This is a genomic window from Cupriavidus sp. FW305-27, from assembly GCF_058787995.1.
In genome coordinates this window covers 39,365-51,652 of sequence record NZ_JBYTAG010000007.1, presented here as the reverse complement: position 1 = coordinate 51,652, position 12,288 = coordinate 39,365, and the positions used below count along the sequence as shown (strand labels likewise).

The 12,288-nt window shown below is 67.2% G+C and carries 14 protein-coding genes; 8 read left to right on the top strand and 6 right to left on the bottom strand.

Going from position 1 to position 12,288, the window contains the following annotated elements:
- The first annotated feature begins 16 nt into the window (after positions 1 to 16).
- Positions 17 to 1,801 carry an acyl-CoA dehydrogenase gene (locus AC3WRI_RS04945; RefSeq protein ID WP_454750226.1) on the top strand — a complete coding sequence of 595 codons (1,785 nt, stop codon included), beginning with the start codon at positions 17 to 19 and terminating at the stop codon, positions 1,799 to 1,801.
- 75 nt (positions 1,802 to 1,876) lie between these two features.
- Here the strand turns inward: AC3WRI_RS04945 and AC3WRI_RS04940 are convergent, their stop codons facing one another.
- On the bottom strand, positions 1,877 to 3,181 hold the full coding sequence (locus AC3WRI_RS04940; protein ID WP_010812935.1) for a D-amino acid dehydrogenase: 1,305 nt from the start codon (positions 3,179 to 3,181) through the stop codon (positions 1,877 to 1,879).
- 108 nt (positions 3,182 to 3,289) lie between these two features.
- On the opposite strand from AC3WRI_RS04940, the gene AC3WRI_RS04935 reads away from it, so the two are divergent.
- Together AC3WRI_RS04935 and AC3WRI_RS04930 are read left to right on the top strand one after the other, a co-directional pair.
- Entirely contained in the window at positions 3,290 to 3,793 is a 504-nt protein-coding gene (locus tag AC3WRI_RS04935; protein WP_010812934.1) for an Lrp/AsnC ligand binding domain-containing protein, read from the top strand.
- An 11-nt stretch (positions 3,794 to 3,804) separates the two neighbouring features.
- Complete coding sequence (locus tag AC3WRI_RS04930; RefSeq protein ID WP_371258345.1) at positions 3,805 to 5,025, top strand: PA0069 family radical SAM protein; 1,221 nt, start codon at positions 3,805 to 3,807, stop codon at positions 5,023 to 5,025.
- Between the two features lie 296 nt (positions 5,026 to 5,321).
- Here the strand turns inward: AC3WRI_RS04930 and AC3WRI_RS04925 are convergent, their stop codons facing one another.
- From AC3WRI_RS04925 to AC3WRI_RS04905, 5 genes are all read right to left on the bottom strand, one after another.
- Complete coding sequence (locus AC3WRI_RS04925; RefSeq protein WP_492292685.1) at positions 5,322 to 6,230, bottom strand: LysR family transcriptional regulator; 909 nt, start codon at positions 6,228 to 6,230, stop codon at positions 5,322 to 5,324.
- Positions 6,231 to 6,252: 22 nt separating this feature from the next.
- On the bottom strand, positions 6,253 to 6,744 hold the full coding sequence (locus tag AC3WRI_RS04920; protein ID WP_010812931.1) for a TM2 domain-containing protein: 492 nt from the start codon (positions 6,742 to 6,744) through the stop codon (positions 6,253 to 6,255).
- Positions 6,745 to 6,880: 136 nt separating this feature from the next.
- A complete protein-coding gene (locus tag AC3WRI_RS04915) occupies positions 6,881 to 7,036 on the bottom strand; it encodes a hypothetical protein (RefSeq protein WP_010812930.1) in 156 nt (51 codons plus the stop codon).
- 298 nt (positions 7,037 to 7,334) lie between these two features.
- Positions 7,335 to 7,736 carry a hypothetical protein gene (locus AC3WRI_RS04910; protein ID WP_010812929.1) on the bottom strand — a complete coding sequence of 134 codons (402 nt, stop codon included), beginning with the start codon at positions 7,734 to 7,736 and terminating at the stop codon, positions 7,335 to 7,337.
- Between the two features lie 153 nt (positions 7,737 to 7,889).
- Complete coding sequence (locus tag AC3WRI_RS04905) at positions 7,890 to 9,017, bottom strand: PQQ-dependent sugar dehydrogenase (protein ID WP_439671422.1); 1,128 nt, start codon at positions 9,015 to 9,017, stop codon at positions 7,890 to 7,892.
- A 152-nt stretch (positions 9,018 to 9,169) separates the two neighbouring features.
- On the opposite strand from AC3WRI_RS04905, the gene rpsP reads away from it, so the two are divergent.
- The 5 genes from rpsP to AC3WRI_RS04880 all read left to right on the top strand — a co-directional run bounded on the left by rpsP (position 9,170) and on the right by AC3WRI_RS04880 (position 12,285).
- Positions 9,170 to 9,424, top strand: coding sequence for a 30S ribosomal protein S16 (gene rpsP, locus AC3WRI_RS04900; RefSeq protein ID WP_010812927.1), 255 nt, complete (start codon positions 9,170 to 9,172; stop codon positions 9,422 to 9,424).
- Between the two features lie 111 nt (positions 9,425 to 9,535).
- Positions 9,536 to 10,159: a ribosome maturation factor RimM gene (rimM, locus tag AC3WRI_RS04895; RefSeq protein ID WP_051398514.1), complete on the top strand. Its 624-nt coding sequence runs from the start codon at positions 9,536 to 9,538 to the stop codon at positions 10,157 to 10,159.
- Between the two features lie 42 nt (positions 10,160 to 10,201).
- Positions 10,202 to 10,984, top strand: coding sequence for a tRNA (guanosine(37)-N1)-methyltransferase TrmD (gene trmD, locus AC3WRI_RS04890; RefSeq protein WP_011614780.1), 783 nt, complete (start codon positions 10,202 to 10,204; stop codon positions 10,982 to 10,984).
- Positions 10,985 to 11,058: 74 nt separating this feature from the next.
- Positions 11,059 to 11,451: a 50S ribosomal protein L19 gene (gene rplS, locus AC3WRI_RS04885; protein WP_010812924.1), complete on the top strand. Its 393-nt coding sequence runs from the start codon at positions 11,059 to 11,061 to the stop codon at positions 11,449 to 11,451.
- Between the two features lie 153 nt (positions 11,452 to 11,604).
- Positions 11,605 to 12,285 (top strand): CoA pyrophosphatase, encoded by a 681-nt coding sequence (locus AC3WRI_RS04880; protein WP_010812923.1) that lies wholly within the window; start codon positions 11,605 to 11,607, stop codon positions 12,283 to 12,285.
- Positions 12,286 to 12,288: the final 3 nt, after the last annotated feature.

Below are 12,288 nucleotides of genomic sequence, written 5' to 3'. Positions count from 1 at the left end.
ATGTTGGGAGACATTGATGACTTACCGTGCGCCGATCAAGGACATGCTGTTCGTCATGAACGAGCTGGCCGGGCTAGAGGCCGTGAGCAAACTGCCGGGCTTCGAGGAAGCCACGCCGGAAACGGCCGAGGCAGTGCTGGACGAGGCCGCCAAGTTCAACGAGCAGGTCGTCGCGCCGCTGAACCGCGCCGGCGACCTGGACCCGAGCAGCTGGAAGGACGGCGTGGTCACCACCACGCCCGGGTTTAAGGAGGCCTTCCGCCAGTTCGGCGAGGGCGGCTGGCAGGGCGTGCTGCATCCGCAGGAGTTTGGCGGCCAGGGCCTGCCCAAGCTGGTCGCCACCGCCTGCAACGAGATGCTGAACACCGCGAACCTGTCGTTCGCGCTGTGCCCGCTGCTGACCGATGGTGCCATCGAAGCGCTGCTGACGGCCGGCACGGATGAGCAGAAGGCCACCTTCCTGCCCAAGCTGATCTCGGGCGAGTGGACCGGCACCATGAACCTGACCGAGCCGCAGGCCGGCTCGGACCTGGCCGCAGTGCGCACCCGTGCCGAGCCGCAGGGCGACGGCACCTACAAGGTGTACGGCACCAAGATCTTCATCACCTACGGCGAGCACGACATGGCGAAGAACATCGTCCATCTCGTGCTGGCCCGCACGCCCACCGCGCCCGAGGGCGTCAAGGGCATCTCGCTGTTCATCGTGCCGAAGTTCATGGTCAACGCCGACGGCAGCACCGGTGAGCGCAACGACGTGCATTGCGTCTCGATCGAGCACAAGCTGGGCATCAAGGCGAGCCCCACGGCCGTGCTGCAGTTCGGCGACCATGGCGGCGCCATCGGCACGCTGGTCGGCGAAGAGAACCGTGGCCTCGAGTACATGTTCATCATGATGAACTCGGCACGCTTCTCGGTCGGCATGCAGGGCATCGCCGTATCCGAACGCGCCTACCAGCAGGCGGTGGCCTTTGCGCGCGAGCGCGTGCAGAGCCGCCCGGTCGATGGTTCGGCGCGCGAGGCGGTGACCATCATCCACCACCCTGACGTCAAGCGCATGCTGATGACCATGCGCGCGCTGACCGAAGGCGCGCGCGCCGTGGCCTACGTGGCCGCGGCCGCCAGCGACGCGGCGCACCAGCATCCCGACGAAGCGGTGCGCCAGCAGAACCAGGCCTTCTACGAGTTCCTGGTGCCGGTGGTGAAAGGCTGGAGCACCGAGCTGTCGATCGACGTCACCAGCCTGGGTGTGCAGGTGCACGGCGGCATGGGCTTTATCGAGGAGACCGGTGCGGCGCAGCACTACCGCGACGCGCGCATCCTGCCGATCTACGAAGGCACCACGGCAATCCAGGCCAACGACCTGATCGGCCGCAAGACCGTGCGCGACGGCGGCGCCGTGGCGCGTGCGATCTGCGCGCAGATCGCCGAGACCGAGGCTGCGCTGGGCAATCACAGCTGCGCCGGGTTCACCGCGGTACAGGCGCAACTGGCCAAGGGTCGCGCGGCGCTGGAAGACGTGGTGGCGTTTGTCGTGGCCAATGCCAAGTCCGACCCGAACGCCGTCTTTGCCGGCAGCGTGCCTTACCTGAAGCTGTGCGGCATCGTGTTCTCTGGCTGGCAGTTCGGCCGTGCGATGCTGGCCGCCGATGCGAAGCGGGCCGAGGATCCGGGCTTTTATGACGCCAAGATCGCCACCGCGCATTTCTTTGCGGAGCACATCCTGTCGCAGGCGTCGGCTTTGCGCGATGCCATCGTCAGTGGTGCGGCACCGGTGAATGCGATGACGGCCGAGCAGTTCTGAGTGGCCTGACAGTCGCCGGAAAGAAAAAGGGCGGCCCCGCGGGGCCGCCCTTTTTGCTTATCGAGGCAGCCTGCTTCAGGCAGTGGCCGGCCTGGGCGCCAGGTGATGGCGCGCCGGCTTCAGGTAGCGGCCCACCGACAGGTCGTCGGCGCGGATCGCCGGCGACGTGCCAGAGACCAGGTCCGAGAGCAGCTTGCCCGAGCCGCAGGCCATGGTCCAGCCGAGCGTGCCGTGGCCCGTGTTCAGCCACAGGCCGCGCACCTGGGTCGGGCCGACGATCGGCGTACCGTCCGGCGTCATCGGGCGCAGGCCGGTCCAGAAGGTGGCCTGGCTGACATCGCCGGCGCCCGGGAACAGGTCGGTGACCACGTGTTCGAGCGTGCGGCGCTTGGCCGGATCCAGGCTGCGGTCATAGCCGACGATCTGCGCCATGCCGCCCACCCGGATGCGGTCGTCGAAGCGGGTGATGGCAACCTTGTAGGTTTCGTCCAGCACGGTGGACTCCGGGCTGCGCGACGGATCGCTCAGCGGCACCGTGATCGAGAAGCCCTTGAGCGGATACACGGGCAGGTTGGACATGCCACGCAGGAACGGCTTGACCAGCTGCGTCGACCAGCTGCCCAGCGCCACCACCACCAGGTCGGCATCCATCGGCTGGCCGTCGACCACGGCGCCGGTGACGGCATCGCCCTGGGTCATCAGTCTGTCGATCGAGCGGTTGTACAGGAATTTCACGCCCAGCAGCTCGGCCATGCCCGCGAGCCGTTGCGTAAACAGCGCGCAGTCGCCGGTTTCATCGTTGGGGAGGCGCAGGCCGCCGGCCAGCTTGTGGCGGACGGCGGCCAGCGCCGGTTCGCTCGCGGCGAGTTCCTCGCGCGAAAGCAACTGGTAAGGCACGCCGGCTTCTTCCAGCACGGCGATGTCCTTGGCCGCGCCTTGCAGCTGCTCGTCGGTGCGGAACACCTGCAGCGTGCCTTGCTGGCGGCCTTCATAAGCGATGCCCGTCTCCGCGCGCAGCGCGCGGATGCAGTCGCGGCTGTATTCGGCCAGCCGTACCATGCGCTCCTTGTTGACGGCGTAGCGTTCGGCGCTGCAGTTCTGCAGCATCTGCCACATCCATTGCAGCTGGAACAGCGTGCCGTCCGGACGGATGCTGAGCGGGGCATGTTGCTGGAACATCCACTTGATCGCCTTCAGCGGTACGCCCGGCGCCGCCCACGGCGACGCATAGCCGGGCGAGATCTGCCCCGCGTTGGCAAAGCTGGTGCCGAGCGCGGGCCCGGCCTCGCGGTCGACGACGGTCACTTCGTGACCGGCCTTGGCCAGATACCACGCACTGGTGACGCCAATAACGCCGCTGCCTAGTACGAGAACGCGCATGTCCGGGGGCTCCAACTGCGGTGACAAGTTGATAAAGGATTTATCTCTATACTATTGAAACCAACCCAGTCATTGTTATCGAATTTCTCAGGAAAACAGGAAAAACTCATGAGAACGAGTCGCCAGCCCATGCGCACCCTCGACCGGCTCGACCGCAAGATCCTGACGGCGCTGCAGAGCGACGGCCGGATGTCGATGAAGGACCTGGCCGAGGCGGTCGGGCTGACCATCACGCCCTGCATCGAGCGCGTCAAGCGCCTGGAGCGCGATGGTGTCATCATGGGCTACTACGCACGGCTGAACCCGGCGCTGCTGGGCAGCGCGCTGCTGGTGTTCGTCGAGATCTCGCTGGGCAACAAGTCGGGCAATATGTTCGAGCAGTTCCGGCGCGAGGTGTTGCGTATCCCGGAAGTGCTGGAATGTCACCTGGTATCGGGCGATTTCGACTACCTGATCAAGGCGCGCATCCGCGAGATCGGTGAATACCGCCGGCTGCTGGGCGACATCCTGCTGCAGCTGCCCGGCGCAGCGCAGTCGAAGAGCTATGTGGTGATGGAAGAGATCAAGGAGACGCTGGCGATTTCCGTCGAGGAGAAGAGCCAGGCAGTGTGACCAAGGCCAGCATGGAGCGCCCCCCGCCGAAACCCAAGCCTGTCGGCAGCCGCCCGACGCGGCCCGATGCCGACCCCGACGCACTCGCGCCGCAGGCAGGCCCGCGGCCGCCCGTGGCGCGCAAGGGCCGAGGCGCCGTGAGCAACCTGCAGGGGCGTTTCGAGCGCGACCTGCGTGAAGCGTTCGACGATGGCTGGAGCAGTGCACCAGAAGAGGCGCCGCGTACCACCGAAGCCGCACCGTCGCCGGAGGCAGCCCCGCTGCCGCCGCTGCGCACGGAAGTCCATATCGAGCGCGCCCGTTCGGTCCTGACGCGCAATGCATCGCCCGACATCCCGTTCGATGTCTCGCTCAACCCCTACCGCGGTTGCGAGCACGGCTGCATCTACTGCTTCGCCCGGCCGACGCACGCCTACCTGGACTTGTCGCCAGGGCTGGACTTTGAAACGCAGCTTTATGCCAAAGCCAACGCCGCCGAGCGGTTGCGCGAGGCGCTGGCACGGCCGTCTTACCGCTGCGAGACCATCGCGCTGGGCGTCAACACCGACGCCTACCAGCCGATCGAGCGCGAACAGCGCATCACGCGCGGCGTGCTGGAGGTGCTGAACGAGTGCGACCACCCGGTGGCGCTGATTACCAAGTCGTCTCTGATCGAGCGCGATATCGACCTGCTCGCGCCGATGGCGGCGAAGCGGCTGGCGGTGGCGGCGGTCACCATCACCACGCTGGATGCTGGCATCGCGCGCACGCTGGAGCCGCGCGCGGCCACGCCGTCACGCCGGCTGCGCACCATCCGCACGCTGACCGACGCCGGCATCCCGGTGGGTGTGAGCATCGCCCCGGTGATCCCGTTCATCACCGAACCCGACCTGGAGCGTGTATTGGAAGCGGCGCACGAAGCGGGCGCCGTCTATGCAAACTACATCGTGCTGCGGCTGCCCTGGGAAGTGCGGCCTCTGTTCGAGGAATGGCTGCTGGCGCATTTTCCCGAGCGCGCGGAACGGGTGATGAACCGCGTGCGCGACATGCGCGAGGGCAAAGCCTACGATGCCAGCTTTGCCTCGCGCATGCGCGGTACGGGCGTGTGGGCGGACTTGCTGCGCCAGCGTTTCTACAAGGCCGCCGAACGGCTAGGGTTTCGTTACAACCGGTTCGAGCTGGATACGTCGCGTTTCCGCCCGCCAGTCAGGGGGCCCCGCGGCAAGGACGATCCGCAGGGTTCGCTGTTCTGAGTCTTCCGGGCGCGTTCGGTGGCCTGCTGGTCGCCGATCATGCTGCTGGCGAGTTCCAGCGCGGCCTTCGCGCTCGATGGCGGCAGTCCCGAGGACAGCGCCAGCCTGACAGCGATCGCCGCCAGGCGTCCTTCCTCATAGGTTGGCATGTCGATGCTTGCTCCTTTGCGCCAGGGTGTGGCCCCGCCGCGCGTGACGCCGCCGGAATCGGTCGGCTCTAACAGTATGGGCGAATTGGCGGAAAGGAGAGCCGCCGTTTGCGCCGGCCTTGATCGTGCGCAAGCGCGCAGTGCGCTCTAGGTATCGGGCCGGTCCCAATAGGGCGGGTTGCCGAAGCGCTCGGCGAAGAAATCCACGAAGGCGCGTGTCTTGGGCGGTACCAGGTGCCGGCTGGGAAACACTGCCCAGATCGACACTGCCGGCACCACCGGGTATTCGTCCAGTACTGTCACGAGCGCGCCGCTGCGCAACAGCGGGCCCACATCCCAGGTCGACTTGAGCGAGATGCCGACGCCGGCCACCACCGCATCACGCAGCACTTCGCCGTTATCCACGCGCAGGTTGCCGCGCACGTGCACCACGGTCTCGCCCAGCGGCGTATTGAAGCGCCACGCCGACTGGTCGGCCAGCACCAGGCAGTTGTGCTGGCGCAGGTCGTCCGGGTGGCGCGGCACGCCGTGGCGCTGCAGGTAGGCGGGTGAGGCGCAGATCACGCGGTGGCTGGGTGCGAGCGCGCGTGCCACCAGCGTGGAATCGGGCAGCACGCCCATGCGCAGCGCCACGTCGATGCTGGCATCGACCAGTCCGATCACCTGGTCGGTCAGGCGCAGGTCAAGCGCGATATCGGGGTAGGCGGCAAGGAATTCGGGCAGCGCCGGCGAGACATGCTGGCGCCCGAAGGACGCCGGCGCGGTCACGCGCAACTGCCCGCGCGGGCGCTCGGCGCTGGTGCCGACCGATGCGCTGGCAAGAGCCGCGGTGGCAAGCAACTGCTCCGCATGTGGCAGGAAGCGCTCGCCGTCGGCGGTGAGTGCCAGCCGCCGGGTGGTGCGATGCAGCAGGCGGCTGCCCAGCGACTGTTCCAGCCGGCCCAGGCGGGCGCTGGCGCTGGAGGTGGACAAGCCCAGGCCGCGCGCGGCGGCCGACAGATTGCCCAGCGCCGCGGCGCGGACGAAGACGGCGATGTCGAGCAGGTCGAAATGCACGGCGCCAATGTCGCCGCGGCAGCTATTGCGACAACGCGCGGGCGGCCTCGACCTGCGATTCGAAGAAGGTCTGGAAACTGAATGCCAGCCCGGCCATCAGCAGGCCGGTGCCGATCAGCAGCGACAGGATCACCAGGATCACTACCGGCCAGCCGGAGCGTGTAGGCTTGCCGAGTTGGTTGAAGCGCGCGTCCCATTTGTCGTCCGGGCGCAGCCCGTAGACGATGGCCGCCAGGAAGGCGCTGATGACAGAGGCTCCGCCGGCGACGGCGAAGGTCCAGTTCAGCGCCGGGCTGCCCGCGCCGGTCGCCATCGAGGCCACGCCGATCGCGCCTGCCAGCAGCGCCAGCAGGTGCACCCAGCCATACGGATCGCGCAGGCCGCCCAGGTAGAAGCGATGCGCGCCCAGGCTGCCGCACAGGAACGCCAGCGCCACCGTCAGCAGCTTCGATTTGCCGCGGGCGGGCGGCGAGGCGAGCGTCGAGGAATGGCGGGCTGGCGTGGCTGCAGGCATGGTCGGATTTCCGGCGGTTGCGGGCCGGCAATGCACCGGCACAGGAACGGCGGCACATGGGTACCGGCCGGCCCACATTGTACGCCGGCAGTCAGCGCAAGAAAGGGAAGTGCGTCAGAAGACGCGCAGGACGGCGCTAATGCCAGCCTGACTGCAGGCCGTCCAGGAAGGCCACCGCGTGCTCGCTGATATGTGTTTCGCCGTAGAGGACCAGGGTCAGGATGCCCATGAACAGGATCGACAGCGATAACTGGCCGGCATGTTCGGCCAGGTCGCTAAGAAGGGATGGCATGATAAACCTCACAGAATTATTGTTATTGTCTTTCTGGAGGCTGCGCCCGTGCCGTCTTGATCGGGTCCGGCAGGAGGTGTCGGGCAGAGGCAGGTCAGTTCGATTGCCGTCTGCACTGGACGGCACGCTGTGAGCCCCGGACAGCGCCGGGCGGCAGCCTGTGCGTGGCACCCGGAAAGCGGGGCACACACTTAAATAGAGACAGGGAGAGCGGGGGCGGAGTTCCGCGAACAGCCGAAAGACCGTTGGGCCGTGCGGCAATGGGCGGGGTTGCGCCGACAGCCGTCAGCAGCGACCGTTATCGGCCATTGTCGCGGCCACGTGCCTGCCAGCCGGGGCCGACGTTGCCTGGCCGGGAGTCGTTGCGGGCTTCATTGGGGTTGTCGCGTTCCTGGCCGCGGCCGCGGTTGTCGTCGCGGGCACCAGCCAGCGCGGCGCGGCGCCCGCTCAGGCGGTCGTCGGCACGGGCACGTGCTTCCATGCGGTCGATCTGGGCTTGCACGTGCTCGCGGCTCTCGGCGCGCACGCTGGCCATCTGCCAGCCGTCGCGGGGCTGCGGCTGCATCCGTGCGGACCGGCTATCGGGCCGTACTTGTTGCCAGAACGCGACCTGGGCATGGCTGGTGGCAACCGCGCCGACCAGGCCCGAGGCCACCAGGATGCCAGCCACCAGGTCGCGCAGGAGAGAGCGGGTGAGCATGCGGATTCCCAGGTTCCTGACGCACTGTGTTGCTGTTGGAAGATGGGTTCATGGTACGCATGGGCCATCGGGGCGCCTATGCCAATCCCGTTACCGGTGTAACGGATTGTTTCGGCCACCAAGACCCCCGTTCCGTGGGGTTTTCAGCGGGATTCAGGGTCGGTAGCGGATGCGGTAAATGGCCCCGGCAAGGTCGTCGCTGACCAGCAGCGAACCGTCCGGCGCAACCAGGACATCGACCGGGCGGCCCCACGGCCTGCCGCCGCGCAGCCAGCCCTGCGCGAACACCTCCTGGCGCACCGCCTTGCCGGCATCGTCCAGCGCCACGCGGACCACGCGGTAGCCGGACGGCTCGCTGCGGTCCCAGCTGCCGTGCTCGGCAATGAAGACGTTGTGGCGGTAGGCCGCCGGGAATTGCGTGCCGGTGTAGAAGCGCATGCCCAGGGCCGCGACGTGCGCACCCAGGCGGGCCACCGGTGGCACGAACTCGGCGCAGGGGCGCTGGCTGCCGTATTCGGGATCGGCAACCGTGCCGGCATGGCAGTAAGGGTAGCCGAAATGCTGGCCGGCAGCGGTGGCGCGGTTGAGCTCGTCGTCGGGAACGTCGTCGCCCATGCGGTCGCGCCCGTTGTCGGTGAACCACAGCTCGCGCGTGGCCGGGTGCCAGTCGAAGCCGACGGTGTTGCGCACGCCGCGTGCCACCACCTGCAGGTCGCTGCCGTCGGGCTTCATCTTCATGATGTTGGCGTAGCGGTTCTCGTCCGGCGCGCAGATATTGCATGGCGCGCCGACCGGCACGTAGAGGTAGCCGTCGGGGCCGAAGGCGATGAATTTCCAGCCGTGATGCCCGTCCGTCGGGAAGCGGTCGCTCACCACCGCTGGTGCCGGCGGCTGGTCGAGGCTGGCCTCGATATGGTCGATCCGCACGATCTTCGACACCGAGGATGCGTACAGGCTGCCGTCGTGCAACGCCACGCCGACCGGCATGCGCAGCCCGGTGGCGACCGTGCGCACGCGCGGCCGGGCCCCCAGCGCGTCGGTCACCGCGTAGACCTTGCCTTCGCTGCGCGAGCCGACGAAGAGCGTGCCCGACGGCGACATCGCCATGGCGCGTGCACCCGGCACGTCCTGCGTCAGCACCTCGATGCGGAAACCAGGCGGCAGCCGGACCTGGTCCAGCGGCAGGGCGGCCGGCGCGGACCCGGTGCTTGCCAGCAGTACAATGGCGAGCAGGGAAGCAGGCCGTAAGGTGCGAGCCATGAAGTGCAGAACGGGGCGCATGTCGGGCCTCCTGTCGCGGTTTTTGCCACGATGCCTGCGCGGCAGGCGCGCGTCAATCACCTAAGTGTTTGTTTGGCCTCGGTAATTGGGCTATACTCTTGCGTTTCGTGTTCGAACGTCCTCGAACACCCCGTTTTCTGAGGAATCATTCCATGGTCGTTATCCGTCTGGCTCGCGGCGGCAGCAAGAAGCGCCCGTTCTTCAACATCGTCGCCACCGACTCGCGCAACCGTCGCGATGGTCGTTTCATTGAGCGCGTTGGTTTCTACAACCCGCTGGCTACGGAAGGTGAAGAAGGCCTGCGCCTGGCGCAAGACCGCCTGGCCTACTGGCAAGGTGTTGGCGCTCAGCTGTCGCCGACCGTTGCCCGCCTGGTCAAGCAAGGCGCCGCCAAGGCTGCTGCCTGATAGTCGCCTGCAGCGCGCCCCGTCGAGCCGTTTTTGCGGCCGGCCGGGCGCGTTCTTATTGCACACGTGACTGAACGAAAGCAGGGCGCCGCCCGGCCGCTGAACCGACCGCTGGTTCAGCCCCAGGGCGAGCCGCAAAAGGCTTGCAAACTGCCCGCGGCGCTCCTGTATGCCGACCCCCTGCCGGAAGACCTGGTGGAGGTCGGCTATATTGGCGCTGCCTACGGCATCCGCGGCTGGATCAAGGTCTTGCCGCATGCCGATGATGCTTCGGCCCTGCTGCATGCCCGCCGCTGGTGGCTGCTGGCACCGCCGCAGGCGGGGCTGGTGGCGGCCGATGCGTCGCGTGCCCAGCCCGTCTGCGTGAAGATCGCGCAGTCGCGCGAGCACAGCGGCACCGTCGTGGCGCAAGCGTCCGGCGTGGCCGACCGCAATCTTGCGGAAGCGCTCAAGGGCCGTCGCGTGTGGATCCGGCGTGCGGATTTTCCCGCGCCGGAAGAAGATGAGTTCTACTGGGTCGACCTGATCGGCTGCACCGTCAGCAACGAGCAAGGCGAGTTGCTGGGCGAGGTGTCCGGGCTGATCGACAACGGTGCCCACCAGATCCTGCAGGTGGCCTGCGTGCTCCCTGACGGCAAGGCCGGTGAACGGCTGATCCCGTTTGTCGATGCGTTCCTGCGCTCGGTCGATACCGCGGGCAAGCGCATCGTGGTCGACTGGGGGCTCGATTACTGAACCCGTGCCTTCGCGGTGCGGGGTTCGGAAGGGAGAGAGCGGATGCAGTTCGATGTGATCACGCTGTTTCCCGACATGTTTCGCGCGCTGACCGACTGGGGTATCACCAGCCGGGCGGCAAAGCAGCAGCGCTATGGCTTGCGTACCTGGAATCCGCGTGATTTCACGGTCGACAACTACCGCACCATCGACGATCGTCCTTACGGCGGCGGCCCCGGCATGGTGATGCTGGCCAAGCCGCTGGATGACGCGATCGATGCCGCGGTGGCGGCTCAGGCGCAGGCCGGCGTGCCAGAGCCGCATGTGGTGCTGATGTCGCCGCAGGGCAAGACGCTGTCGCATGCCAAGGTGATGGAACTGGCCGAACGGCCGGGCCTGGTCTTGCTGTGCGGCCGGTATGAGGCCATCGACCAGCGGCTGATCGACCGCCGCGTGGACGAGGAAATCAGCCTCGGCGACTTTGTGCTGTCGGGCGGCGAACTGCCGGCGATGGCGCTGATCGACGCCGTGGTGCGGCATCTGCCGGGCGTGCTGGGCGATGCGCAGTCGGCCGTGCAGGACAGCTTTGTCAACGGCCTGCTGGATTGTCCGCACTACACGCGGCCGGAAGAATATGAAGGCGTGCGGGTGCCCGAGATCCTGCTCGGGGGCCATCACGCCGAGATCGAGAAATGGCGGCGCCAGCAGGCGCTGGCCAATACCGCGAGCAAGCGCCCCGATCTGATCGAGGCCGCTCGCAAACAAGGTTTGCTGACCCGGGCCGACGAGAAGTTCTTGTCGGAATGGGCGGCGAAGGAAGGGCGGGGGGAGACCCCCGCCAGGTAAAACCCCATCCTCTGCCGGGGCCCGGGCAATGCCTGGGGCATACAACGCCGGCACGATGGCTACGGAGAAAAACGATGAACATCATCGAGCAGATCGAGAAGGAAGAGATCGCGCGTCTGACCGCGAACAAGACCATCCCCGCATTCGCGCCTGGCGACACCGTGGTTGTCAGCGTGAACGTGGTGGAAGGTAACCGCAAGCGCGTGCAGGCCTACGAAGGCGTCGTGATTGCCAAGCGCAACCGCGGCCTGAATTCGTCCTTCATCGTGCGCAAGATCTCGTCGGGTGAAGGCGTGGAACGTACGTTCCAGCTGTACTCGCCGCTGATCGCTGCCATCGAAGTGAAGCGTCGCGGCGACGTGCGTCGCGCGAAGCTGTACTACCTGCGCCAGCGTTCGGGCAAGTCCGCACGTATCAAGGAAAAGCTGGTGTCGAAGGCTGCTGTCGCTGCCAAGGCTGCGCAGTAAGCTGGGCATGCCGGCCGGGGCAGCCCGGCCAGCGTTTCCTCAGGAAGGGCACCCCAGGGTGCCCTTTTTGCATTGGCGCGGCGCAACGGTGGAAGCGGCAGGCGCTTTTTGCTGCAGCGCCAGAATGCGCGCTTCTGTCATACTTGCGATGTTATGCGTCCTGCCTTCGATCCCGAATCCCTCCCCGTCATCGACACCGACCTGCGCAACGGCGCCCTGAGCGCGCCGCGGCTTGAGGTGGACTTTATCCGGCACCGCTTCCGGGTGCCGCCGGCCTGGGCGCCGGAGCTGACCGATGAATCGCGCGTCTATGACCGCAGCCGCGGACTGCGCGACGCCGCCGTGCTGGTGCCGCTGGTGGAGCGCCATGACGGCCTGACGGTGCTGCTGACGCAGCGCAATGCCAACCTGAGCGCGCATGCCGGGCAGATCAGCTTCCCGGGCGGGCGGCAGGAGTCATGGGATGTCAACCGTATCGACACCGCGCTGCGCGAGACGGAAGAAGAGGTGGGGCTGGCGCGCGACTATGTCGAAGTGCTGGGTGCGCTGCCGGACTACATTACCGGCACCGGTTTCCACGTGAGCCCCGTGGTAGGGCTGGTGCGCGACGGTTTCACGCTGCGCCCGGATGCCTCGGAGGTCGCCGATGTCTTCGAGGTGCCGCTCGCGTTTCTGATGGACCCATCCCACCACGAACGGCGGCTGTTCCGCTGGGTCGACGGCGAGCGGGTGTTCTACGCCATGCCCTATCCGCGCGAGACTGGCGGCCACCGCTTTATCTGGGGCGCCACCGCGGGCATGCTGCGCAATCTTTACCACCTGCTGGCCGCCTGAGCC

Bases quoted from the DNA above. Each gene is read 5' to 3' on its own strand.
- trmD (WP_011614780.1), top strand. From the start codon at position 10,202: ATGCAGTTCGATGTGATCACGCTGTTTCCCGACATGTTTCGCGCGCTG.
- AC3WRI_RS04935 (WP_010812934.1), top strand. From the start codon at position 3,290: ATGAGAACGAGTCGCCAGCCCATGCGCACCCTCGACCGGCTCGACCGC.
- AC3WRI_RS04905 (WP_439671422.1), bottom strand. From the start codon at position 9,017: ATGCGCCCCGTTCTGCACTTCATGGCTCGCACCTTACGGCCTGCTTCC.
- AC3WRI_RS04880 (WP_010812923.1), top strand. From the start codon at position 11,605: ATGCGTCCTGCCTTCGATCCCGAATCCCTCCCCGTCATCGACACCGAC.
- rpsP (WP_010812927.1), top strand. From the start codon at position 9,170: ATGGTCGTTATCCGTCTGGCTCGCGGCGGCAGCAAGAAGCGCCCGTTC.
- AC3WRI_RS04920 (WP_010812931.1), bottom strand. From the start codon at position 6,744: ATGCCTGCAGCCACGCCAGCCCGCCATTCCTCGACGCTCGCCTCGCCG.
- AC3WRI_RS04910 (WP_010812929.1), bottom strand. From the start codon at position 7,736: ATGCTCACCCGCTCTCTCCTGCGCGACCTGGTGGCTGGCATCCTGGTG.
- AC3WRI_RS04940 (WP_010812935.1), bottom strand. From the start codon at position 3,181: ATGCGCGTTCTCGTACTAGGCAGCGGCGTTATTGGCGTCACCAGTGCG.
- AC3WRI_RS04930 (WP_371258345.1), top strand. From the start codon at position 3,805: ATGGAGCGCCCCCCGCCGAAACCCAAGCCTGTCGGCAGCCGCCCGACG.
- rplS (WP_010812924.1), top strand. From the start codon at position 11,059: ATGAACATCATCGAGCAGATCGAGAAGGAAGAGATCGCGCGTCTGACC.
- AC3WRI_RS04915 (WP_010812930.1), bottom strand. From the start codon at position 7,036: ATGCCATCCCTTCTTAGCGACCTGGCCGAACATGCCGGCCAGTTATCG.
- AC3WRI_RS04945 (WP_454750226.1), top strand. From the start codon at position 17: ATGACTTACCGTGCGCCGATCAAGGACATGCTGTTCGTCATGAACGAG.